23 protein-coding genes are annotated in these 23,765 nt (G+C 66.9%); 11 read left to right on the top strand and 12 right to left on the bottom strand.

Annotated features, from left to right (window positions below):
• Positions 1-2 precede the first annotated feature (2 nt).
• Positions 3-1,016, bottom strand: a complete 1,014-nt coding sequence (locus ESD82_RS07970; RefSeq protein ID WP_024844825.1) for an alpha-ketoacid dehydrogenase subunit beta — start codon at positions 1,014-1,016, stop codon at positions 3-5.
• 9 nt (positions 1,017-1,025) lie between these two features.
• Complete coding sequence (locus tag ESD82_RS07965) at positions 1,026-1,991, bottom strand: thiamine pyrophosphate-dependent dehydrogenase E1 component subunit alpha (protein WP_147429399.1); 966 nt, start codon at positions 1,989-1,991, stop codon at positions 1,026-1,028.
• Positions 1,992-2,117: 126 nt separating this feature from the next.
• Here ESD82_RS07965 and ESD82_RS07960 point away from each other — a divergent pair, with 126 nt between their 5' ends.
• Positions 2,118-3,281: an acyl-CoA dehydrogenase family protein gene (locus tag ESD82_RS07960; RefSeq protein WP_147429400.1), complete on the top strand. Its 1,164-nt coding sequence runs from the start codon at positions 2,118-2,120 to the stop codon at positions 3,279-3,281.
• A gap of 73 nt (positions 3,282-3,354) precedes the next feature.
• Positions 3,355-3,690: a Rieske (2Fe-2S) protein gene (locus ESD82_RS07955; RefSeq protein ID WP_147429401.1), complete on the top strand. Its 336-nt coding sequence runs from the start codon at positions 3,355-3,357 to the stop codon at positions 3,688-3,690.
• A gap of 12 nt (positions 3,691-3,702) precedes the next feature.
• Here ESD82_RS07955 and ESD82_RS07950 read toward each other — a convergent pair whose 3' ends face one another.
• The 9 genes from ESD82_RS07950 to ESD82_RS07910 form a co-directional block, all read right to left on the bottom strand.
• Entirely contained in the window at positions 3,703-4,500 is a 798-nt protein-coding gene (locus ESD82_RS07950; protein WP_024844829.1) for a sugar phosphate isomerase/epimerase family protein, read from the bottom strand.
• 6 nt (positions 4,501-4,506) lie between these two features.
• Positions 4,507-5,211 carry an ABC transporter ATP-binding protein gene (locus ESD82_RS07945; RefSeq protein ID WP_036747717.1) on the bottom strand — a complete coding sequence of 235 codons (705 nt, stop codon included), beginning with the start codon at positions 5,209-5,211 and terminating at the stop codon, positions 4,507-4,509.
• Positions 5,201-5,971 carry an ABC transporter ATP-binding protein gene (locus ESD82_RS07940; protein WP_028710202.1) on the bottom strand — a complete coding sequence of 257 codons (771 nt, stop codon included), beginning with the start codon at positions 5,969-5,971 and terminating at the stop codon, positions 5,201-5,203. Before ESD82_RS07940 ends, ESD82_RS07945 begins: the two co-directional genes overlap by 11 nt.
• Entirely contained in the window at positions 5,952-6,851 is a 900-nt protein-coding gene (locus tag ESD82_RS07935; RefSeq protein ID WP_024844832.1) for a branched-chain amino acid ABC transporter permease, read from the bottom strand. The genes ESD82_RS07940 and ESD82_RS07935 overlap by 20 nt, the downstream gene beginning before the upstream one ends.
• Positions 6,848-7,738 carry a branched-chain amino acid ABC transporter permease gene (locus tag ESD82_RS07930; protein WP_024844833.1) on the bottom strand — a complete coding sequence of 297 codons (891 nt, stop codon included), beginning with the start codon at positions 7,736-7,738 and terminating at the stop codon, positions 6,848-6,850. The genes ESD82_RS07935 and ESD82_RS07930 overlap by 4 nt, the downstream gene beginning before the upstream one ends.
• A 67-nt stretch (positions 7,739-7,805) precedes the next feature.
• Positions 7,806-8,933 (bottom strand): ABC transporter substrate-binding protein, encoded by a 1,128-nt coding sequence (locus tag ESD82_RS07925; RefSeq protein WP_147429402.1) that lies wholly within the window; start codon positions 8,931-8,933, stop codon positions 7,806-7,808.
• 170 nt (positions 8,934-9,103) lie between these two features.
• The gene (locus ESD82_RS07920) at positions 9,104-10,759 is read right to left on the bottom strand and encodes a class I adenylate-forming enzyme family protein (RefSeq protein ID WP_024844835.1); all 1,656 of its coding nucleotides are present in this window, start codon (positions 10,757-10,759) and stop codon (positions 9,104-9,106) included.
• Positions 10,760-10,811: 52 nt separating this feature from the next.
• Positions 10,812-11,129 (bottom strand): 2Fe-2S iron-sulfur cluster-binding protein, encoded by a 318-nt coding sequence (locus ESD82_RS07915; protein ID WP_024844836.1) that lies wholly within the window; start codon positions 11,127-11,129, stop codon positions 10,812-10,814.
• A gap of 24 nt (positions 11,130-11,153) precedes the next feature.
• Entirely contained in the window at positions 11,154-11,711 is a 558-nt protein-coding gene (locus tag ESD82_RS07910) for a VOC family protein (protein WP_051419583.1), read from the bottom strand.
• A 281-nt stretch (positions 11,712-11,992) separates the two neighbouring features.
• Between ESD82_RS07910 and ESD82_RS07905 the strand changes: the two genes are divergently transcribed.
• The 6 genes from ESD82_RS07905 to ESD82_RS07880 all read left to right on the top strand — a co-directional run bounded on the left by ESD82_RS07905 (position 11,993) and on the right by ESD82_RS07880 (position 18,757).
• Positions 11,993-12,667, top strand: a complete 675-nt coding sequence (locus ESD82_RS07905) for a GntR family transcriptional regulator (RefSeq protein WP_024844838.1) — start codon at positions 11,993-11,995, stop codon at positions 12,665-12,667.
• Positions 12,668-12,808: 141 nt separating this feature from the next.
• Entirely contained in the window at positions 12,809-14,062 is a 1,254-nt protein-coding gene (locus ESD82_RS07900) for an aromatic ring-hydroxylating oxygenase subunit alpha (RefSeq protein WP_123130438.1), read from the top strand.
• Between the two features lie 3 nt (positions 14,063-14,065).
• Positions 14,066-14,866, top strand: coding sequence for an enoyl-CoA hydratase/isomerase family protein (locus ESD82_RS07895; protein WP_147429403.1), 801 nt, complete (start codon positions 14,066-14,068; stop codon positions 14,864-14,866).
• Positions 14,867-14,871: 5 nt separating this feature from the next.
• Positions 14,872-15,753 (top strand): SDR family oxidoreductase, encoded by an 882-nt coding sequence (locus tag ESD82_RS07890; protein WP_211331243.1) that lies wholly within the window; start codon positions 14,872-14,874, stop codon positions 15,751-15,753.
• A 19-nt stretch (positions 15,754-15,772) separates the two neighbouring features.
• On the top strand, positions 15,773-16,957 hold the full coding sequence (locus tag ESD82_RS07885; RefSeq protein WP_167521734.1) for an AMP-binding protein: 1,185 nt from the start codon (positions 15,773-15,775) through the stop codon (positions 16,955-16,957).
• Positions 16,958-17,032: 75 nt separating this feature from the next.
• Positions 17,033-18,757: an FAD-dependent oxidoreductase gene (locus ESD82_RS07880; RefSeq protein WP_147429406.1), complete on the top strand. Its 1,725-nt coding sequence runs from the start codon at positions 17,033-17,035 to the stop codon at positions 18,755-18,757.
• Between the two features lie 45 nt (positions 18,758-18,802).
• Here ESD82_RS07880 and lpdA read toward each other — a convergent pair whose 3' ends face one another.
• Positions 18,803-20,242, bottom strand: a complete 1,440-nt coding sequence (gene lpdA, locus ESD82_RS07875; RefSeq protein WP_147429407.1) for a dihydrolipoyl dehydrogenase — start codon at positions 20,240-20,242, stop codon at positions 18,803-18,805.
• Between the two features lie 179 nt (positions 20,243-20,421).
• Between lpdA and ESD82_RS07870 the strand changes: the two genes are divergently transcribed.
• Genes ESD82_RS07870 through ESD82_RS07860 form a run of 3 tightly spaced genes read left to right on the top strand, consistent with a single transcriptional unit; the run spans position 20,422 to position 23,744 of the window.
• Positions 20,422-21,183 carry an SDR family NAD(P)-dependent oxidoreductase gene (locus ESD82_RS07870; RefSeq protein ID WP_024844845.1) on the top strand — a complete coding sequence of 254 codons (762 nt, stop codon included), beginning with the start codon at positions 20,422-20,424 and terminating at the stop codon, positions 21,181-21,183.
• Positions 21,184-21,194: 11 nt separating this feature from the next.
• On the top strand, positions 21,195-22,022 hold the full coding sequence (locus tag ESD82_RS07865; protein ID WP_147429408.1) for a ThuA domain-containing protein: 828 nt from the start codon (positions 21,195-21,197) through the stop codon (positions 22,020-22,022).
• Between the two features lie 9 nt (positions 22,023-22,031).
• Positions 22,032-23,744, top strand: a complete 1,713-nt coding sequence (locus tag ESD82_RS07860) for a class I adenylate-forming enzyme family protein (RefSeq protein WP_147429409.1) — start codon at positions 22,032-22,034, stop codon at positions 23,742-23,744.
• Positions 23,745-23,765 lie beyond the last annotated feature (21 nt).

Raw genomic sequence — 23,765 nt, 5'->3', positions numbered from 1 at the left:
GCTCACTCTCCTTTCACGGCTTTGCGGATGGCCGCTTCGATCCGGTCGGGACCGGGAACATACATGCGCTCCAACTCGCGGGCGAAGGGCACCGGCGTATGCGGCGCCGTGACCCGCACCACCGGCGCGCGCAGCGAGGCGAAGCCCTTCTCGGCCGCGATGGCGGCGATTTCCGAGGCGATCGAACAGACCGGGTTCGATTCGTCCACGACCACCAGCCGCCCGGTCAGCGACAGGCTTTCCAGGATCATCTCTTCGTCGATGGGCGAGGTGGAGCGCAGGTCGATCAGATCGACGGTGATCCCGTCCCCGGCCAGCTTGGCCGCCGCCTTTGCGGCAAAGGAGACCATGCGGCCCAGCGTGACCACGGTCGCGTCCTTGCCCGATTGCACCAGGCTTGCGCCATGCAGCGGTGCCACATATTCGCCGTCCGGCACCTCGCCCTTGCTGGAATAAAGCGCCTTGTGTTCCAGAAAGATCACCGGGTCGTCGTCGCGGATCGCCGCGGCCAGCATGCCCTTGGCATCGGCCGGGTTCGACGGCACCACCACCTTCAGCCCCGGCACGGCCGACAGCATGGAATAGATGGTCTGGCTGTGCTGGGCGGCGGCGTTCATGCCTGCGCCCATGGACATGCGCACGACGATGGGCGCCTTGGCCTTGCCGCCGAACATATAGCGGAACTTGGCCATCTGGTTATAGATCTGGTCCATGGCGACGCCGACGAAATCGGCGAACATCAGCTCGGCCACCGGGCGCATGCCGGCCAGCGCCGCACCATTGGCCAGGCCGATGATGGCGCTTTCCGAGATCGGCGTGTCGATGACGCGCTTGTCGCCGAATTCGCCCATCAGCCCCTTGGTCACGCCGAAGATGCCCCCGGCCGCATCGCGGCTGCCCGACGACCCGCCGGCACCGCCCGACACGTCCTCGCCGATGACGATGACGCCGGGATCGCGGCGCATCTCCTGAAACAGCGCCTCGTTCAGCGCCTCTCGCATGGTTTTCACGGTCATGATGCGGTCCTAGTAATCGGCATAGACGTCAGAGAGCATGATCTCGGCCCCCGGTGCCGGCGCCTTGCGGGCCGAGGCCACGCAATCCTCGATGAAGGCCGCGATCTCGGCGTCGATGGCATCGAGCTCGCCGGCCTCGATCAGCTTGGCCTCGGTGACTTTCCGGCGGAAACGCAGCAGGGCGTCCCGGGTCTCGCGCAGGGTCTTGACCTCGTCCTTGGCGCGGTAGTTCTGGGGATCGCCCTCGAAATGGCCGAAATAGCGCGTCGCCTCGGCGATCAGGGCGCAGGGGCCCTTGCCGGCGCGCACATGCTCCAGCGCATCCGCCATCGCCTGGTGGACCGAGAAATAGTCGAACCCATCCGCCTCGAAGACCGGCAGGCCGAAGCCCCGCGTCCGCCCGGCCAGGTCCGAGCCGATGCCATAGCCTTCGCCGGTATGTTCGGAATAGCCGTTCAGTTCGAAGACGAAGATCTTGGGCAGCTTCAGCACGACGGCCATGTTCATCGCCTCGAAGACCGTGCCCTGGTTCGACGAGCCGCCGCCGCCGAAGGATACCGCCACGCTGCCGTCGCCGCGCGCCTGGCAGGCCAGGGCCGCGCCGACCGCGATGGGCGGCCCGCCGCCGACGATGCCGTTCGCGCCCAGCATGCCCTTGTCGATGTCGGCGATATGCATCGAGCCGCCGCGGCCCTTGCACAGCCCGTCGGCGCGGCCATAGATTTCGTGCATCATCAGCCGCGGGTCGCAACCCTTGGCGATGCAATGGCCATGCCCGCGATGGGTCGAGCTGATATAGTCGCGGTCGGTCAGATGCTCGCAGATGCCGACGGCGATCGCCTCTTGTCCCGCATACAGATGCGTGAAGCCGGCGATTTCGCCGCTGCGATTCTCGATATGCAGTCTTTCCTCGAATTCCCGGATCATCCGCATCTGCCGATAGGCCTTCAGGATGTCGGTGCGGCTTTGTTGCATGGCCCTCTCCCGCTCGTCTTGCACCCGGAAACTGGTCGATTCTTGCGGGCATGTCAATTTATATATGTTCAAAGCATAGGTCATATGTATACTAGATAAGCATTAAATGTATTTTTGGAGGAGAGGATGGATTTCCGGCTGACCGAGATCCAGCGTGACCTGCAAGAGGCAGCGCGCAAGTTCGCCCGCAGCGAGCTGGTGGATCTTGCCCGCGAGCTTGAGGAGAAGGCAGAGCCAGTCCCGCATGAATGGGTCAGGCGCTATGCCGAGCTGGGTTTCCTTGGCATCAACGTGGCCGAGGAATATGGCGGCATGGGGCTGGGCAATCTTGAGGCGCTGCTGGTCGTCGAGGAGTTCGCCAAGATCAGTTCCGCCGTGGCGTTTCCGGTCTTCGAATCCTGCGTCGGCCCGGTGCGCGCCATCGAGCATTTCGCGCCCGAAAGCCTGAAGGCACGCGTGATCCCCGCCGTTTGCCGCGGCGAAAAGGTGGTCGCCATCGGCATGTCCGAACCCGATGCCGGCTCGGCGCTGACCGACCTGAAGACCCGCGCCCGCATCGAATCGGGCAGGGTCGTGCTGAACGGCTCGAAGCGCTGGTGTTCCGGCGGCGGCCATGCCGAGGGCTATCTGGTCTATGCCCGTTTCGACGACAGGCCGGGCGCGGGCTCGATCGGTGCGGTCTATGTGGAAAAGGGCATGCCCGGCTTCAGCTTCGGCCCGCAGGAGCGGCTTATGGGGTTCCGCGGCGTGCCGTCGAGCGACCTGTTCTTCGACAATGTCGAGCTGCCGCTGGAGCATGTCGTCGTGCCCGGCGGCGGCTTCAAGCGGCTGATGGAAGCCTTCGACCTGGAGCGCTGCGGCAATGCCACCATGTCGCTGGGCCAGGCTTCCGGCGCGCTCGAGGATGTGCTGGACTATGTGCAGGAGCGCCACCAATTCGGCCGGCCGCTGGTCGATTTCCAGGCGGTGCAGATCAAGCTGGCCGAGATGCGGTTGCGCGTCGATGCGGCGCGGCTGCTGATCCATCGCGCGGCGCAGAACGCCCAGGACGGGATGCCCTCGATCCTGGACAGCTCGCTGGCGAAATGCTTTGCCAACGAGATCTCGCGCGAAGTGACCGGCAATGCCGTGCAGCTGATGGGCGGTTACGGCTATTCCAAGGAATATCCGATGGAGCGCCGGCTGCGCGATTCCTGGGGCTGGGGCATCGCCGGCGGCGCGGTGGACATCCAGAAGGTGAACATCACCGCCGCCATGGTCGGGCGCCGTTTCAACCAGCGCCGTGCCTGATCCAGGTGCCGGGCCGGGTTGACCGGCCCGGCGTTTCCCCCGAAATCTGGCGGCAAGAAGGAAAGGGCAGGGAATGATCCCGAGAGGATTGGGCGCCGATGCCGAGGAATTCGTCGATGTCGGCGCGGTCATGCAGGTGCCAAGTGCCGGCCCCTGGTTCGTCACCGCCGGCGGGCGCGAGGTGATCCTGTGCCGCCGCGACGGCGAGATCGTCGCCTTTTCCGGCAATTGCACGCATAGCTTCGCCCGCCTGTCCGAGGGCGAGGTCGAAGGCAATGTGGTGATCTGTCCCAAGCACGGCGCCCGGTTCGACTGCTCGACCGGCAAGGCGCTGTCCTCGCTTTGCAGCGACCTGCCCAGGGTCGAGGTCAGGATTTCCGGCCGCCGCGTGCTGGTGCGGCGCGGCTGACGGCCGCGCCCTTCACAGCCGATAGCGCCGCAGCGCCCGTTTCAGCAGATGCGCGCGGGCGATGGGATCCAGCCCCTGTTTCTCAAGCCGCAGCATCGGCACCTCGACATCCAGCGGCAGGCCGGGATCGGTGGCGTCCAGCAGGGCTTGCAGCGGCAGCTCGCCCTCGCCCGGTATCGCGCGATCCTCGACCGCCTCGCGAAAGGCGTCCTCGGGCGCGGCCAGCATCGCGTCGCAGAATTGCAGCGCACCGATGGTGTCGGCGAGGGGGGCAAGCTGGGCCGGGCTGCCGCCGGTGCGCGCCAGGTGCAGCGGATCGACCAGCAGGCTCAGGTTCGCATGGCCGTTCTGGCGCACGAAATCCGCCGCCTCGCCCACCCTGGGCAACGAGGAAAACGCCATGAACTCGATGGACAGGGCGATGCCGCGCGCGGCAGCCGCGTCGCAGGTCTGCGACAGCCGGTCCGAGGCGCGGGCCAGGTCGCGGTCATAGATCAGCACGGTGGCGCGCCGCGCCCCGATCTCGGCGGCATGGTCCAGCACCGGCAGGTAGCCGGCGGGATCGGTGCGGCCGGAAAAGGGCAGGGCCTCGATATTGTGGACCTGCACGCCGTCCGCCTGTAGCGCCTGCACGAAGGCCCGTGTCGGGGGGCCGGGCAGCAGCCGCGGAAAGATGTCGAGCTGCGGCGCCGGCGGGTGCAGGAACACCGTGACGAAGGGAAAGCCCGTCGCCCCGGCGGTCTGGACCAGCGCCACCGGGTCGGTGTCGCGCAGGCTGAGCTGGTGCAGGGTCAGGATGCGTTCGGCCATGTCCGCTCAGGCGCCCAGATAGCTTTCGATCACCCGCTGGTCGCGCATCAGCATCTCCGATGCGCCCTCCATCACGATCCGGCCGCGATCCAGCACATAGGCCCGCTGCGTGCATTCCAGCGCGCGATAGGCGTTCTGCTCGACCAGCAGGATGGTCAGCCCCTCGCGGTTGAGCCGCGTCAGCGCGTCAAAGACCTGGTCGCTCATCAATGGCGACAGGCCCAGCGACGGCTCGTCCAGAAGCAGGATCTCGGGCGCCCCCATCAGCGCCCGGCCGATGGCCAGCATCTGCTGCTGGCCGCCCGACAGCGTGCCGGCGATCTGATCGGCACGCTCCTCCAGGATCGGGAAGAGCGCGTAGACCTGGTCCAGACTGTATCGCGCCGGCCGCTGGCCCAGGGCCAGCATGCCCAGTTGCAGGTTTTCCCAGACCGACATGTCGGCCAGCACCTGCCGCCCCTCGGGGACATGCAGCAGGCCCTGGCGCGAGACCTGGAAGGCGGCCATGCGGCCCAGATCCTTGCCGTCGAAGACGACCTGCCCCGCTTGCGGCACCACGGTCCGGCTCAGCGCGTTCAGAAGCGTCGATTTCCCCGCCCCGTTCGAGCCGACCAGCGCCACCATCTCGCCGCGGTTCACATGCAGGCTGACATCGCGCAGCGCCTGGATGCCCTTGTAGGAGACGCTCAGATTCCTGACTTCAAGCAGCATCGGCCTTGCCTCCGATATAGGCCTCGATGACCTTTGGATCGCGGGTGACGGTTTCGGGCGGCCCCTCGGCGATCATGCGGCCGGAATCCAGCACATAGACCTGGCTGCACAGGCGCGAGACGAAGGCCACGTTATGCTCGATCAGCAACAGCCCCATGCCCGAGCGGGCCAGATCCTCGAAGATCTCGGCCATTTCGGCGGATTCGACCTCGTTCATGCCGGCCACCGGTTCGTCCAGCATGACGATGCGCGGCGCCGCGGCGATCGAGCGGGCCATCTCGACCCGGCGCTGGTGGCCATAGGGCAGGCTGCCCGCCTCGTAATCGGCATATTTCTGGATGCCGAAGCGGCCCAGCAGCTCCCAGGCCTGCTCGCGCAGGCGGCGGGTCTCGGCCAGGGCGACGGGCAGGCCCATCAGGCTGGCCATGACGCCGCTCTGCTGCTTGCGGAAATAGCCGATGACGACATTGTCGAGGACGCTTTCCTCGGGCAGCAGGCGGATGTTCTGGAAGGTGCGGGCGATGCCGCGGCGGGCGACCTCGTCCACATGCAGCCGGGTAAGCTGCTGGTCGTCCAGGTAGACCTCGCCCCTGGTCAGGCTGTAGACGCCCGAGATCATGTTGACGACGGTGCTTTTGCCGGCGCCGTTCGGGCCGATCAGCCCGGTGATCCGGCCGGCGGGGACGGTCATGTTGATGCCGTCGACGGCCTTCAGCCCGCCGAAATACTTGCAGGCGTTCTCAATCCGCAGCGACGACATCGGCCCCCTCCTTCCGCTTGGACATGGTTTTGGGCGCGCGGCGCAGGCGGCGGCGCAGCCAGTAGACCAGCTCATCGCCCACGCCGTTCGGCAGGAAGGTGATGACCAGAATCAGGATCACCCCGTTCAGGATGCCGCGGTTCTCGGCCAGCGGGCGCGCCAGTTCGGGCAGGATCGCCATGATCAGCGCCCCGGCGATGGGGCCCAGGAGCGTGTTGCGCCCGCCCAGCACCACCACGGTCAGGCTGGCCACCATGGCGTGAAAGCCGAAATCCACCGGCTCGATGTTGAAGACGTAAAGCGAACGCAGCGCCCCGAAGACCGCGCCGATCAGCCCCGACAACACGAAGGCCAGCGCGTAATAGGACTTGATCGGCACGCCAAGCGAGGCGGCGACGGAATCGTCCTGGCGCAGCGCGTTGAACACCCGGCCGACCGAGGTGCGGTTGATCGACCAGATCACGTAGATCGTGACCAGCACCGCCAGCAGCAGCCAGCCGGTATTCATCACCCGCGGGATGCCCGAGATGCCGATGGCGCCGCCGGTGAAGCTTTCGAAATACAAGAGCAGCGCGATCACCACCTGCACGAAGGCCAGCGTGGCGATGGCCTGGAAGGCGCCGCGCAACCGCGCCAGCGGCACCGACAGCACATAGCTGACCGCCATGCCCACCACGGCCGAGACCAGGATGGCCGCCGGCACCGGGACGCCGTATCGCGTCACCAGGATCGCCGTGGCATAGGCGCCAAGCGCCGAGAAACCCGCGGTGGCGATCGAGAACACGCCCGCGCGCAGCGCCAGCTGCTGGCTGTAGCCCAGCCCGACCGCGATCAGGAAGAAGTCGATGAGCGGCTGATAGGAATAGTAAAAGGACATCATCTGCGGCTTCCTCCTGCATAGTTGCCGGCGCGTCCGAACAGGCCGTTCGGAAAGAACAGCAGCGTGACGAACAGCAGCGCGAAGATGATCGCGGTGGACAGTTCGCTGGACAGATAGGCGATGGTCAGCGACTGGATGATCCCGATCAGGATGGCCGCGACCACCGCGCCCTGAAGCGAGCCGAGCCCGCCAATCACCACCACGACGAAGGCTTGCAGCAGGAAGGGCTCGCCCATCATGAAGTGGATCGAGTTGAAGGACAGCCCGATCAGCACCCCGGCCAGCCCCGCCAGCGCCCCGGCGATGAAGAAGGTCTGGCGATAGACCGCGCTGGCCGAGATGCCCAGCAGCGCCGAGGCATGCTCGTTGCTGGACACCGCGCGCACCTGGCGGCCGAAGCTGGTGCGGTTGATGTAATAGGCCAGGGCCAGCACCAGGACCAGCACCAGCCCCAGGATGGTCAGCTGCAACAGCGAGATGCGCATCCCCCAGAAGCTGAAGAACTTGACCGGGAAGGTGCCGAAGGGAAAGCTCAGCACCTTGGTGTTCGAGACCTGCTGGGCGATGTTCATCAGGATCAGGTCCACCCCGATCGAGGTGACGATGGCGGCGAATTCGGCATGGCCCGCCTTGCGCAATTGCCGGAAGGCCACGAAATCCACCACGACCGAGATCGCCCCGGTCGCGACGGTCGCCAGCAGCAGCGCGAACCAGAAGGGCAGCCCCTGCGCGGTCGCGTAATAGGCGATGAAGGCGCCGGCCATGAAGATCGCGCCATGGGCGAGGTTCAGCAGTTTCTGCACGCCGAAGATCAGCGTGAAGCCAAGCGCGAACAGGGCATAGATCGCGCCGGACACCGTTCCATTGAGTATCTGTTGCAGTAGCATCCCGGTGGTCCGTCCAAAAGGGTTGCGGCCAGGGCGCCCGGCGCCCCGGCCCATGGCGCGCGGGCGTTCAGCGCGGAGCCTGGACGAAGGCGCCGTCCTGCACGGTCAGCACGTTCATGCCGACATGCGGAAAGCGTTTCTCGTCCAGCGTATAGCTGCCCTGGCCGGCGGCCACGCGGACCTCGCTGGTCTTGCCCAGCTGGTCGCGCAACGCCTCGCGCGTGGGTTCGGGCATGGATTTCAGCGCGTTGGCCATCACCAGCATTCCGCCATAGCCGACGGCGTTCCAGTTGTCGGCCTCGTGGCCGAATTTCTCGCTGAACTCGGTGGCGAAGGCCCTGGTGAAATCGTCATAGCCGCCCGGCACCCAGTCGGCGATGAAGGTGACGCCCTCGACGCCCGCGCCGCCGCGGTTCAGGAACTCGGGCGAGGCGAAGGCATTGTGGCCGAAGACCGGCGTCGCCGGGTCCAGCCCGGCCTGGCGCAGCTGGACGATGATGTTCGCCCCCTGCGAGGCCGAGGCCGAGACGAAGACGCAATCCTGCTGCGAGGTGGCGATCTTGGTCGCGACCGACGAGAAGTCGGAATCGGTGCCGCCGACCTGCTCGACGGTGGTGATCCTGACGCCCTTGTCCGCCATCAGCTTCTCGAACTGCTTTTGCAGCGCGACATAGGCCTCGATGTCGCGGATGCCGATGATGGCGCATTCCTTCACGCCTTTCACATCGGCCGCGTAATCCACCAGATAGGGGATGGTGATTTCCGGCGGCTGGGTCAGGATGAACGACCAGGGGCCCTGGTCCAGCACCTCGGGCGTGTTCGTCGTGGTGACGACCGGCACCTTGTACTGGTTGCCCGAGGACGCGCCGGCGATGGCAACCGCGCCGCTGGTCGGACCCAGAATGCCCAGGATCGAGGGATCGTTGGCATAGCGCGCGATCAGCGACATGGTCTGCGTGCGGTCGGTCGCGTCATCGGCATAGGTGACCTTGAGCGTGTTGCCCTCGCCCAGCAGGCCCTGCTCGTTGATCTGCTGCTCGGCCAGGCGCATGCCGTCGGCGACGGCGGTGCCGATGAAGGCGGCGGGACCGGTCAGGGCTTGCAGGACCACCACGTGATATTCGTCGGATTGGGCGGCCATGGCGGGCAGCAACGCCATTGCGGTGCAGGTGGCGAACAGATTGGACAGTTTCACGACGGTTTCCTCCCCAGGAATGTGAACGGCGGGTTGACCTGACGGTCGCCCGGTATCGGATCGCGTTCCTTCGCGATCCGTGACGGATTCTCGGCTTCCTCCACAATACTATGTATATCATAGATGGATATAAAAATATTGTAGATCGAAGTAAAAATACTTGTGATGGATTATTGGGCGGCGCAGCGATCCGCCGCCATCTCTTGCACCATGTCGCGCAGCTTGAATTTCTGGATCTTGCTGGCGGACATCGGCCATTCCGCGATGAAATGGACGTCGCGCGGCACCTTGAAGCTGGCGATGCGCGTCTTGCAATAGGCGATCAGCGCGGCCGGGTCCACGCTTTGCCCCGGCACCAGTTCCACGAAGGCCACCGGCACCTCTTGCAGCCGCGCGTCGGGCTTGCCGACGACCTGGCAGGTCTTGACCGCGGGATGCTGGGCCACGACCATCTCGATCTCCAGCGCGGCGACGTTTTCACCGCCCACCTTCAGCATGTCCTTGGCCCGGCCGTGGAACATCAGCGTGCCGGCCGCGTCGATCGAGCCCAGGTCGCCGGTATGGAACCAGCCGTCGCGCTTGGCCTCGGCGGTCTTTTCGGGATCGCCGTAATATTCGGTGAAGATCGAGAAGCCCTTGACGCAGATCTCGCCGATCTCGCCCGGTGCGGCCTCGGCACCGTCCTCGCGCGCGATGCGCACGGACAGCCCGTCGAAGGGGCGGCCGAGCCGGTTGAGGCGCTCGGCCTCGCTGTCGGCGGGGTCGCTGGTGGTGACGGTGCCGGCGGTTTCGGTCATGCCATAGGTGCCGACGAAGACCGCGTTGGGAAAGCTCTTGCGCATCAGCTCGCGGAACGGCTCCGGGCTCAGCGCCATCGAGCAATTGATGAGCCGCAGCGATGCCATGTCCTCGGCGCGGAAATCCGGGTGATAGACCATGTCCGACAGGAACAGGGCAAAGCTGGGATAGCCGATGGTCGGCCGCGTCTCGCGCACCAGCCGCAGTGCCGCGCCGGCGTCGAAATGCTGCATGCCGATATAGGTGGCGCCGGCATGATAGGCCGCGCATAGCGGGAAAAGCGCGCCGACATGGAACATGGGCAGCGGCGACCAGAAGGCGTCCTGGTCGGTCATCCCGTAACGCTCGGCCAGGCCCATGCCGGTGCGGACCAGGGCCTCGTGGCTGATCATGCAGCCTTTCGGATTCGAGGTCGTCCCCGAAGTATACAGCATCAGCGCCGTCTGCCGCAGCGTGACGGCCCGGCGCAGCCGGTCGATCAGCGCGTCCTCGACCTCGGCGGCGAAACCCTGCGACACGGATTGGCGCAGGCATCCGGCCGAGGGCTCGTCGGTCAGCAAGGTGATGCCGCGCAGGCGCGGGGCCTCGGGCAGGCTGACCGGCTGGTCTGCCGGCGCGTCGCGCAGGGCCGGGAAGGCCTGGTGCAGCCGCGCCCGGAAATCCAGCCCCTCGGCCACCTGTGTGGTCGAGACGATATGCACCAGATCCGCGTTGACGGTCTGGTAGCGCAGCTCGTGTTCGCGATAGCGGGCATTCATCGGCACCGAGACCGCGCCCAGATAGGCCAGCCCGAAATAATACTCCAGGTATTCGATGCAGCTGGGCAGGAAGATCCCGACATGGTCGCCAGGCCGCACGCCCAGGCCGTAAAGTTCGCGGGCCCGCAGCATGGCGGCCTGGTGCAACTGGCGAAAGCTGCGGTTCTGATCGGGAAACCGGATCGCGTCCTTGTCCGGCGTCCGTGCCGTTGCCCGGACCAGAAGATCGCCGACCGTGGTGGTGGCCGTGTAATTGAGCGTTGCTGACATCTTTCCCCCCGGCCCGTTGGTGCCGGGCCCCTTATTGCTGCGATGACGGCGGCTATTCCTCGGGCGCCAGCGTCACCTCGAGCCCGGCAAGGTCGTCGGTCACGGGGATCTGGCAGCTCAGCCGCGATGTTTCGCGATAGGTTTCCATGAATTCCAGCAGTTCCCGTTCGTCGGGCTGCTGCTCCGGCAGGCGGTCGAGCCAGTCGGGCGCGACATAGATGTGGCAGGTCGCGCAAGAACAGGAACCGCCGCAGATCGCAGCGATGTCGAGGCCTGCCCCATCGCGCAGGGCCTCCATCAGGCTGGTTCCGGGTGCTGCGTCGAACTCCTTCACGCTTCCGTCGCGGTCCGTGGCTGTGATTCGTGGCATCTGGCGTCCTTGTCTGTCGATCGGCTAGAGATAGCGGATGGGCCGGGAGCCGTCCCAATCGGCCGCCAGCGATTCCAGCCGCGCGAAGAATTTCTTCAGCCCGGCCGTGGGCTGCACGATCTCGATCACCCGGCCCTGGTCCAGCGGGTCGCTGTCCAGATAGGCAAAGGGAATGCCGGCCGCGGTGCGCCCGCCCATCAGCACCCCGACGCCCCTGGCCTGCCAGGCGGCAAGATCGGCGTCCAGATCCCCGGAAAGCAGGCAGAGGTGATGCAGCCCGCCGCCCCGCCGTGCGATGAAATCGGTGAACATCGAATCGTCGCCGCCGGTCTGCTGGATGATCTCGATCTGCATGCCGCCCCAGGAAGCCAGCGCCACCGCGTTCTCGACCTGGATCGGCCGGCCGCGATAATGCAGCGCGGCATAGTCGATTCGCGGGGTGACGAGGAACGGGCCAACGCCCAGCGTCTGCGTCCAATGCACCAGCGCGCGCTCCAGATCGGGCACGACATAGCCCATCTGGACGATGGCGCCCAGGCGCGAGCGGGTCTTGTTTCCCACGGGATCGAAGCTGTCCGGCATTGATCCTCCCCTCCGTGGCGACAGTGTTGTGTATTTTTCTCCGCATTTCAATATACAATTATCACCGGCACGAGATTTTCCTCGCCGCGGGCCGACGGAGTGCAAAACAGGGCTGCTTCCAGCCGATGTCGGTACCTGCCATGCGGCAACAGTATTGCAGAGCGACTCGGGCTTGGAATACGCTGGTGCTGAAGTGTAAGCATACAATCTGCTGCCACCTGGCGTATATGGGAAGCCTGTTTCGACCGGGTCAAGCTCATGGGCAGAGAAGGAGAAGAAAAATGGCACGATCTGCCGGAATGACGCATTCGGAGAAGGTTCGACTCGCGCTCGAACAGGACATCTTCTCGGGCGCCATCGCGCCGGGAAGCTCGCTGGACGAGGAGGAGCTTGCGCGCCGCTTCGAGGTCTCGCGTACCCCCGTGCGTGAGGCGATCCTGCAACTGATCGAGTCCGGCATCGTGGAAAAGCGTCCGCGCCAGGGTGCGGTCGTCACCATGACCGATGTCACCGACCTGATCCGGCAGTTCGAGGTGATGTCCGAACTGGAATCGATCTGCGCCAAATACTCGGCCCGGCGGATGACCCCGGAAGAGCGCGCTGCGCTGAAGGAGGTGCATGAACAGTCCGAACGCGCCTTCGCCGCCGGCGACCAGGACAGCTATTATGCGCTCAGCCGCAAGTTCCACCTGCTGGTGATCGACGGCACGCATAACAAGGAACTGATCGACATGACCAACAAGCTCGGCAGCAAGCTGGTGCCCTATCGCCGCTTCCAGCTGGGTTATCCGGGCCAGTCGCAGTCGAATCTGGAGGATCACCGCGCGATTCTGGAGGCGATCCTGGCCCAGGACGTCGAGCGGGCGGCCGAACAATTCCGCAAGCATACCAAGGTCCAGGGCGATATCCTGGCCGATTACATCGCCATGAACGAGGAGCGCGTCCGGGCCAGCTGATCTTCCTGCCGATTTCCAATCCACAAATTTTTGTTCTTGCGTATGCAGTAATGATCTATAAAAATACAAATTAATCGGCCGGGTCGGATGCTGTTCCGCCCGTGGCCTGATCGTATCAGCGTCTTCTGGGGAGGAATGGCGATGAATCCGCAAGAAAAGCAGCGTATCCTGGATCAGCAGGCTTACGAAAGCGCGCGCGGGGGGCCGCCCGAGGGCTTCCCGCAATTTCCCGACCTGCCGGGCCTGCGCTATACCGATCCCGCCTTCTTCGCGCTGGAGATGGAGCATCTTTGGCGCAAGACCTGGCTCTATGCCGTCCATGCCGACGAATTGCCCGAGGTCGGCTCCTATATCCAGTGGTCGCGCCTGGGCGAGCCGCTGTTCTTCATCCGCGGCGAGGACCAGAAGGTCCGCTGCTTTTACAATACCTGCCGCCATCGCGGCGCGCCGGTCGTCACCGAACCTTCGGGCAAGTCGCGCGGCGTGTCCTGCAAGTATCACGGCTGGACCTACAACACGCGCGGCGAGCTGATCAACCTGCGCGACCGGCGGGATTTCGTCGGGCTGGATCTCAGCTGCCGCTCGCTGGTCGAGGTGCGCTGCGAGAATATCGGCAACCTGTATTTCGTGAACCTCGATGCCGACGCGATGCCGCTTCGGGACTATCTTGGCCCAGTGGCGCAGGCGCTGGACGAGATGAAGCCCGACACGCTGGCGCTGATCGACAAGTCGACGATCCAGGTGAAATGCAACGTCAAGATCCTGATCGACGCCTTCCTCGAGGTCTATCACCTGAAGTCGATCCACCAGAACACCGTGGACCGGTTCCTGGACCACCGCGGCTCGGCCATCACGCTTTACGAACACGGCCATTCCCGCATGGTCACGCCCTTCAAGCGCGAGGGCTGGAAAGACCCCGGCGTGCGCGGCCTGCCCGAGATCGAGGGCGTCGATCCCTGGTTCGGCGACACCAACCTGTCGCTGATGGCCTATCCCAACCTGGTCACGCCGGTTTCGCCCTGGGGGATCCCGGTCCTGGCCTTCTGGCCGGAAACCATCGACACCATGTCGATCGACGTCTACTGGTTCGCGCCGCATTGGGGCGAGGGGCCGCGTCCCGAGGTCTGGGACATGCGCATCCGCAACTTCGCCGCGATCCTGGAAGAAGACCTGCAATTCGCCGACAAGATCCAGATCGCCGCCATGTCCAGCGGGCTGCGGGATTTCCCGCTGAACTATCAGGAACGCCGGATCTATCACTGGCACGAGGAACTCGACCGCCGCATCGGAGCCGATCGCGTGCCCGAGGCGCTGCGCGTCAAGCCGCTGTTGCAGCCCTATTGGGACGAGAACTGGAAACCGGCCGAGGCGGCTGCGGAAACCGAGCAGGCCTGAGCCATGCCGGACCTGCCCGTCCTTCCTCCGACCGTTCGCTATGAACGGCGCGGCGCGGTGGCGATCATCCGCATCGACCGGCCCGAATTGCGCAACGCGGCTGATCGCGCCACCTCTTACGGCGTGCATCAGGCTTTGTGCCATGCCGAGGCCGATGACAGCGTCGGCGCCATCGTGCTGACCGGCACCGGCGAGCGCGCCTTCTGCGCCGGCATGGACCTGAAGGAGGCCAGTCAGGTCGGCTCGGGCACCGGGCTGGTTCCGGGCGCGGGCTTCCTGGGCGTGACCGAGCGGCGCTGCCCCAAGCCGCTGATCGCGGCCGTCAACGGCGCGGCCGTCGCCGGCGGATGCGAGGCGGCGCTGGCCTGCGACCTGGTGGTCGCCGCCGATCACGCGGTCTTCGGCCTGCCCGAGATCCGCCGCGGCATGGTCGCCTTTGCCGGCGGCGTGCAGCGGCTGGCGCAGATCCTGCCGCGGCAGAAGGCTTTCGAGGTGATCTTTTCGGGTGCCCATTATCCGGCGCAGGCATTCGCCGCGCTGGGGCTGGTCAATCGCGTCGTGCCGGGCGAGCGGGTGCTGGACGAGGCCGTCGCCCTGGCCGAGGAGGTGCTGGCCAATTCCTGGCACTGCCTGCGCCTTGCCAAGCAGCTTTACGAGGTGGCGCGGGACGAGACGCTGCAAGCCGCGATCGACTGGGGCCACCGGCACGGCCCCGCGCTGATGAACTCGGCCGACAGCCGCGAGGGGATCGCGGCCTTCAACCAGGGCCGGGACGCAAATTTCGCCAATGGGACACGGATATGAACGAAATGGCACAGCCCTCGGCGGCAGGCCCGCACGGATTTCAATGGTTCCTGACCGATGAGGAACTGGCAAGCCGCCCGACGATCTATGCCCCCGATCTTTTCGCGGGCAAGCGCTTCCTGATCACCGGCGGCGGCACCGGCATGGGCCGGGCGATGACCTTCCTGCTGGCGCGGCTGGGCGCCAGGGTCATGATCGCCGGCCGGCGCGAAGAGGTGCTGGCCGATGCGCAAGAGGCGGTCAAGCGCCTGACCGGCCGGCATGTCGATTACTTTTCGATGTCGATTCGCGATCCCGAGCAGGTCGATGCGCTGCTGGACCGGGTCTTCGGCGAATGGGGCGGGCTCGATACGCTGGTGAACAATGCCGGCGGCCAGTTCCCGCAGGACGCCATCGAGTTTTCGCGCAAGGGCTGGAACTCGGTCATCGACCTGAACCTGAACGGGACGTGGTGGATGATGCAGGGCGCCGCCCAACGCTGGCGCGACCGGGACGAGGCCGGCAACGTCATCTCGATCGTGGCCCATGTCGGGCGCGGCATGCCGCAGGCCGCGCATACCTGCGCGGCGCGGGCGGGGGTGATCTATCTCAGCCGGACGGTGGCGACGGAATGGGCACCGCTGAACATCCGGGTGAACTGCATCGCGCCGGGCGCCATCGCCTCGGAAGGGCTGTCGAAATATCCAGAACATGCCACCGCGCGCTTTCGCAACGTCAACCCGCAGCGGCGCATGGGCAACGGCTGGGACATTGCCGAGGGCGTGGCCTACCTGTCCTCGGATGCAGGCAATTTCATCACCGGCGAGGTGCTGACCATCGACGGCGGCATGCAGATGTGGGGCACGGTCTGGCCCGCCGGCGTGCCCGAGCATTTCAACGTGGTATGACGGCAGGCGGGGCATGGGCGTGGACAGGGCGATAGGCACGGGCTTTCGGCTGGGCGAGCCGGCGATCGGCGGTGCCCTGGCGGGTGCATCCTGGGGCGACCTGCCCGCGCATGTCGCGGCAGGGGCCGAGACCAGCCACGCGGCGATGCGCGACCGTATCCTGCGCCTTGCTGCCGGTCTGCTTGCGGCCGAGCTTCGCCGCGGCCAGCGGGTCGGCGTCTCGATGCCGCCCTCGGCCGAGCGGACGGCGCTTTGCGCGGCGATCTGGTGGCTGGGCGGCGTGGTGGTGCCGCTGGAGCCCAGCCTGCCGCAAGCCCGGCTGACCATGGCGCTCCAGGGCTCGGGCCTGCGCCTGCTGGTGCATCGCCCGCAGGGCGCGGGCTGCGGCACGAACCTTGCGGCGGTGCGCCATCTGGGCTGCGAGGAGCTGCTGGCCCAGGGCGATGCGCCCGACCTTGGGCAATTGACCGAACGCGCCGGGCGGGTTCTGCCCGACCATCCCGCCGTCGTGCTTTACGGCGAGGGCCGGCAGGACACCGCGCGCGGCGTGGTGCTGAGCCACCGGGCGCTGCTTTGCGCCGCGCGGGGCCTGGCCGCGCGCTATGGGATGGGGCCGGGGTCGCGGCTGGCGGTGCCTCTGCCGCTGAACCATGCCGCCCGGCTGACGGCTGAACTGGCGGCGCTGCTTTCGGGGGCGGCGCTGTGCGACCTGCCGGCCTTTTCGGCGCCGGCAAGCCATCTGATCCTGGCCGATCTGCCGCCGCCCCTCGCCGAAAGCCCGCCCGCGCCCGAGATGCAGCCGGGCATGGTCCTGCTTAGCGGCGATGCGAGGCTGGTTCGCGGCTGGCAGCGCGCCCTGCCGCACAGCCACATCTTCAACAGCTATGTCCGCGCCGAGCTGGCGGGTATCGCCATCTGCTCGGACCCGCGCGACCCGCCGCATACCGCGCATGCCACCGCCGGCCGGCCGCTGCGCGGCGTCGAGGTGATGATCGTCGATCCCCGCACCTCGATGGACATGCTGCTTTACGAGATCGGCGAGATCTGGATTCGCGGCGCGCCGCTGATGCTGCGCTATCACGACGACCTGCGCGCCAGCCGCAAGGTGCTGGACCGCAGCGGTTTCTTCAAGACCGGGGACATGGGCTATCTCGATTCCGAGGGCCGCGTGATCGTCTGCCGCGACGCCTTCGCGCAGATCTGAACCCGCCGGTTTTCTTTCCCTTGGCCGCTGCGCGAGGCGCGTGCAGCGGGCGGACAATCCATGAAGGAGGCAAGGATGACCCAGACAGAAACCTGCGACGTTCTGGTCATCGGCTCGGGGGCGGGGGCGCTGACCTCGGCCGTGACCTGCGCCAAGGCCGGGCTCAAGGTGCTTGTCACCGAAAAGGCCGGCCAGTTCGGCGGCACCACCGCGACCTCGGGCGGGGTGTTGTGGGTGCCGGGCAGCCGCCATGCCAAGGCGCTTGGCGCCCGGCTGGGGGTCGAGGACGATGGCGACCTGGTGCGGACCTATCTGCGCCACGAGGCCGGCAATTGCTATGACGAGGCCCGGATCGAGGCCTATCTGGAACATGCCCCGCGCATGGTCGAGTACCTGGAAGACCATACCGAGGTGAAATTCTATCCGATGGAGTTTCCCGACTATCACCCCGAGACCGAGGGCGGTTCGCGCATCCGCTCGGTCGGGACGATGGATTACGACGCGGCCAAGATGGGCGAGTTGATGAAGACGCTCAAGGGCGAGCTGCCGCAGACGCTGTTCCTGGGGCTGGCCATCGGCTCGACGCTGGAGATGAAGCAGTTCCTGGCGGCGGGCCGCTCGCCCAAGGCGATGGCCTATGTGATCCGCCGCATGGCGCGGCATTTCATGGACCTGGCGTTCAAGGGATCGTCGCAGCGCATCGTGCGCGGCCGGGCGCTGATCGCGCGGCTGGCGCGGACGGCGCATGACCTGGGCGTGCCGTTCTGGCTGAACGCCCCGGCAGAGCGGCTGATCCGCGAGGGCGACCGCGTCGTCGGGGCCGAGATCCTGCGCGACGGCAAGCCGGTGCGGGTGCTGGCGCGCCATGCCGTCGTGCTGGGGGCGGGGGGCTTTCCGCGCGACAAGGACCGCCGCGCCCGGCAATATCCCGGCCATGCCCGGACGATGGAGCCGGTGACGCCCGCGCCCGTCACCAATGTCGGCGACGGCATCCGCATGGCCGAGGAGGTCGGCGCGCAGTTCAATGCCGAGCTGCTGCAGCCCGCCGCCTGGCTGCCGACCTCGCGCCTGCCGGGGGCGGTGGACCAGAACGGCGTCTGGCCGCACCTGACAGACCGCAACAAGCCGGGCTTCATCATGGTGCTGCCGGACGGCCGGCGCTTTGCCAATGAAAGCGCGCCCTATCACGACCTGGTGCCCGCCATGCTGGACGCCTTCGAAAGCCGCGGCGCCGACCGCGCCTTCCTGATCGGCGACGACCGGGCGATCCGCCGCTGGGGCATGGGCTTCGTCCGGCCCTTCCCGATTCCCAAGGGGCGTTACCTGCGCAACGGCTACCTGACGCGCGCCGCCACGCCCGAGGCGCTGGCGCGCAAGCTGGGCATCGACCCCGAGGCGCTGGCCCACACGATCCGCGATTTCTCGCGCCATGCCGCCGAGGGGCGCGACCCCGAGTTCCACCGGGGCGAATCCGCCTATGACCGTTATCAGGGCGACGAGAACCACGGCCCCAACCCGGCGCTGGGGCCGCTGGACAAGGGCCCCTATTACGCGGTGCGCATCTATCCGGGCGAGATCGGCACCTACAAGGGCCTGAAGACCGACGAACATTCGCGGGTGATCGGGCAGGGCGGCCGGCCCATCGCCGGGCTTTACGCGGCGGGCAACGACCAGTCGAACGTGTTCGGCGGCTCTTATCCCGGAGCGGGTGCGACCATCGGCCCGGCCGTCACCTTCGGCTGGATCGCCGCGCGCGACATCGCCCGGCAGGCGGGGCGCGAGGTGCCCGGCGGCGCCTGACGAAACCGCCGGGGCCGGGACGATCCGGGCCCCGGCTGTCGGCCGTCAGATGTTGATCGCCCGGCCCATGGCGGCGAGAACCGCCTCTTTCATCGTCTCGGAAAGGGTCGGGTGCGGAAAGACCGCCTCGGCCAGTTCGCGATCCGTGCCTTCCAGCTCCATGGCCAGGACGAAGCCCTGGATCATCTCGGTCACTTCGGCCCCGACCATATGCGCGCCCAGAAGCTCGCCGGTCTTGCGGTCGTGGATGACCTTGACCAGCCCTTGGTCGGCGCCAAGCGCGATGGCCTTGCCATTGGCGAGGAACGGGAACTTGCCGATCGCGACGTCGCGCCCCTCGGCCCGCGCCCGTTCCTCGGTCAACCCGACCGAGGCGATCTGCGGATCGCAATAGGTGCAGCCGGGAATGCGGTCGCGGTTCAGCGCATGGGGGTTCTGGCCGGCGATGGCCTCGACGCAGATCACCGCCTCATGCTCGGCCTTGTGCGCCAGCATCGGCCCGCCGGCCAGATCGCCGATGGCATGGATGCCCGCAACATTGCTGCGGCCCAGGGCGTCGGTGCGCACGAAGCCGCGCTCCAGCGCCACGCCGGCCTCGGCCAGGCCCAGATCCTCGCTGTTGGGCTCGACCCCCGCGGCGACCAGGACATGGCTGGCCTCGATGCTGCGCGTCTCGCCCTTGCCGCCCCGCAGCGTGGCGGTTACGCCGGCCGGGCCCCGGTCAAGCTGCGTCACCGTGCAGCCGGTATGAAAGGCGATGCCGCGCCGGGCGAATTGCTGGCGGGCGAAATCCGCGATCTCGGCATCTTCGGCCGGCAGGATGCGCGGCGCCGCCTCGACCACCGTCACCGGCGCGCCAAGCGCGGCGAAGAAAGACGCGAACTCGATGCCGATGGCGCCCGAGCCGACCACCAGCAGATGGCCGGGCAGGTCGGTCGCGGCCAGAGCCTCGAAATAGGTCCAGACGCGCCGGCCGTCGGGCTCCAGCCCCGGCAGGACGCGCGGGCGCGCCCCGGTGGCCAGGATGACATGCCGCGCGGCATAGCGGCCGGCCCCCAGCGCGCCCTTGGGCGGCTGGGCCCCGGCGTTGCGGGGATGGGGCGCGGCCGCCTCGACCGTCACGGCGCCCGGACCGTCCAGCCGCGCCTTGCCCCAGATCACGTCGATGCGGTTCTTGCGCATCAGCATGGCGACGCCACCGGCCATGCGGCCCGCGACCCCGCGCGAGCGTTCGACCATCGCTGCCAGATCGGCCGCGACCTCGCCCGTGACCCGGACGCCGTAATCGGCGGCGCGGCGGGCGGTTTCCAGCGCCTCGGCCGATTTCAGTAGCGCCTTGGTCGGGATGCAGCCCCAGTTCGAGCAGATGCCGCCCAGATGCTCGCGCTCCACGATGGCGGTTTTCAGGCCCAGCTGCGCTGCGCGGATCGCCGCGACATAGCCGCCCGGCCCGGCACCCACGACGATGACATCATAATCCTGCATGGCTTCCTCTGTTTCAGGCGATTCTGGGGTTTGTTATACAAAGAATGCCATAATTGTATATTGCAATTCCGCCCGATCCGGTGCAGTTTTGGCTTCATCTGCGGCGACCGGCCGGAATCGCGCCGGCCTGCCCCATTGGCGCGTATGCCCGTGGCGCGCGCGAAACCAAGGAGGAAAGCATGGATCTGGGACTGAAGGGCAAGCGCGCCATCGTGACGGGGGCGACCCGTGGCATCTGCCGCAGCCTGGTGGAAATCCTGGCTCAGGAAGGCGCCGATGTCGCCTTTTGCGCCCGCAAGCAGGACGAGGTCGATGCCACCGTCGAGGCACTGAAGCCCTACGGCACGCGGATCATCGGGGGAACCGCCAACGTCAAGGATGCCGAGGGCTACAAGACCTGGCTGCAACAGGCCGCCGAGGAACTGGGCGGCGTCGACATATTCGTGCCCGGCGTTTCGGCCGGCGGCGGCATGGATGGCGAGAAAAGCTGGTACAAGGCCTTCGAGATCGACCTGATGGGCTGCGTGCGCGGCTTTGATGCGCTGTTCCCGACCTTCAAGGCGCAGGGCTCGGGCAATGTCGTCTTCATCTCGACCACGGCCGCGGTCGAGACCTTCATCGGCCCGATGGCCTATAACGCGCTCAAGGCCGCGCTGATCACCTATGGCAAGCAGCTGTCGCAGGCCCATGCCAAGCGCGGGCTGCGGGTGAACACGGTCTCGCCCGGCCCGATCATGATCGAGGGCGGCTCCTGGGACCAGGTGCGCCAGCAGGACGAGGCGTTCTTCCGTTCGATCCTGGCGCAGCAGCCCGACGGCCGCATGGGCGAGGCCGATGAGGTGGCCCGCGCCATCGCCTTCCTGGCCTCGGACGCGGCAAGCTGGATCAATGGCGTCAACCTGGTCGTGGACGGCGGCTTCACCAAGCGCGTCCAGTTCTGACGGCCGCACCCATGCTGATCCGTTACGATGCCAAGGTGAGGCTTCTGGTGGTGACCAAGGGCCATCCCTATGATCGCACGGCCTTTTGCGCGCTTTTCGATTCGCTCAACGGCATCAGCTGGACGCATGTGGAACAGCCCGCCGCCGCGCAGCTGATCGCCTGCGGCGGCGGGCAGGACCATGACCTGATCCTGTTCTACGACGTGCCGGGCATCCAGTTCCGCACCCCGAACCCGCCCGACCTGATCGAGCCGGACGAGGGCTTCAAGGCCGGGTTCCGCGCCCTGCTGACCAGCGGCAAGCCCTTGCTGTTTCTGCACCATGCCATCGCGGGCTGGCCGCTTTGGGACGAATATGCCGAGGCCATCGGCGCGCGGTTCTTTTATCAGCCGGGGTGCTACAAGGGCCGGGCATATCCCGATTCCGGCTACCTGTTCCCCGTCACCTACCGGGCCGAGCCGGTGGGCGCGCATCCCGTGACCCGGGGGCTCGAGGATGGTTTCGAACTGACTGACGAGCTTTACCTTTTCGAGATGCTGGAAGAGGTGGTGCCGCTTTTGCGCGCCCGGGCCGATTTCGACCCGGCGCGGTTCCACTCTGCCAGGAATGCGCTTGCGGCGCGGATGTGGACTTCGGACGGCTGGACGCCGCCGCGGGGCACCGACCTGATCGGCTGGGCCAAGGTTTCCGGCCGGTCGCCCACGGTCACGCTGCAATGCGGCAACGACGGTGCGACCTTCGCCCATCCGGCATTCCGCAAGCTGCTGAGAAACGCCCTCGACTGGCTGCTGAGCCCTGCCGCGCGCGAATGGGCGGCGGGCGCGCCGGCCCAAGTTTAAGGAAAGACCATGTTGCAAAGCGAAACCACCCTGACGCCCCCGGCCGAAGTCGAGGCCGCGGGGCAGCACACCAATGCGCGGGTGCTGGCGCAATCCGCAAGCCGCTGGCCCGACCGGCCGCTGCTGCTGCTGGACGGCGAGCGGCTGAGCTATGCGCAGATGCTGGCCGAGGCCGAACGCTATGCCGCGGCGCTTCTGGCGCAGGGGGCGGGGCCGGGCACGCGCATCGGCATCCTGGGGCCGAACTCGGTGGAATATGTCAAGCTGCTTTACGCGGCGGGCATGATCGGGGCTTGCGCCATCACGCTGAACGCCCGCTTCAAGGAGGCGGACCTGGTCTATGCGCTGGACCATGCCGAGGCCGGTTTCCTGTTCATCGGCGGCCAGGCCAAGTCCTTCATGGATTTCCGCGCCATGCTGGTGCGGATCTATCCCGAATTGCAGGGCTGGGACGGCAAGGCGCCGCTGTCGCTGGCCGCCGCGCCGCATCTGCGCCGCCTGTTCAACTTTGGCGACCCCGACGAGACGGTCTGGCCCGACGAGGCCGCCTTCCTGGCGGCCGCGACGCCCACGCATCTGGACCAGGCCCGGCGGCTGCGCGACGAGATCCCGTCGCAAAGCGATGCGCTGATCATCTATTCCTCGGGCACGACGGCGCATCCCAAGGCCTGCATCCTCAGCCACCGCAACCTGTCGCAGATCGGCATGTCCTTTGCCCGGCGCTTCCGGCTGGGCCCCGAGGACGTGGTCTACAACCCGATGCCGTTCTTCCACATGTCCTCGATGCTGCCGATGGCGGCCTGCCGGGCCGCGGGTGCGATGCAGATCTGTACCGGCCATTTCAAGCCGCAGGAGGCGCTGCGCCAGATGCAGGACGAGCGGGCGACATTCGCCTATGTGTCCTTCCCGACCATCGTCGGCGGCATCCTGAACGATCCGGGTTTTGCCGAGGCCGACCTGTCCTCGGTCCGGCTGCTGCATTGCGTGGGGCCGGCGGACCTGCTGCGGCGCTACAGCGAAAGCCTGCCGGGGGTGCGTTTCGTCAATGCCTACGGGCTGACCGAGGGCAGCGGCGTTCCGGTCTGGTCCGATCCCTGGGATCCGGCGGACGATCCCTTCACCCATTCCGGCAAGGCCTTCGACGGGCTCGAGATCGCCGCCTTCGACCCCGAGACCGACCGGCGCCTGCCGCCCGACACCCGCGGCGAATTGCGGCTGCGCGGCTTTTGCCGGTTCAGCGGCTATCTCAAGGACGAGGCGGCGACGGCGCAGGTGCTGCGCGCGGACGGCTGGCTTTGCACCGGCGATCTTGGCTATGTCGATGCCGGGGGGATCGTCACCTATGACGGCCGGCTCAAGGACATGCTGAAGATCGGCGGCGAGAACGTCGCCGCGCTGGAGATCGAAAGCTATCTCTGCACCCACCCGGACATCGAGCTGGCGCAGGTCATCGCCGTGCCCGACGGCCATCTGTTCGAGGTGGCGGCGGCCTATGTCGAGCTGCGGCCGGGCGCGCGGCTGACGGCGGCGGAGGTGGTGGATTACTGCCTGGGCCGCATCGCCAGCTACAAGGTGCCGCGCTATGTGCGCTTCGTTACCGAATGGCCGATGTCCACCACCAAGATCCAGAAGTTCCGGCTGTCGCGCGAATTCGCGGCCGAGGAATATTTCGACATCAAGCAGATGATGGCCAAGCGCCGGGCGGTCTGCGCCGCCGGCTGATGCCGCCCTGTTCCCGTGCAT

The organism is Paracoccus pantotrophus (assembly GCF_008824185.1).
GTDB lineage: Bacteria > Pseudomonadota > Alphaproteobacteria > Rhodobacterales > Rhodobacteraceae > Paracoccus > Paracoccus pantotrophus.
The sequence above is the reverse complement of the archived record's forward strand: the minus strand, read 5'-3'. Positions and strand labels throughout refer to the sequence as shown.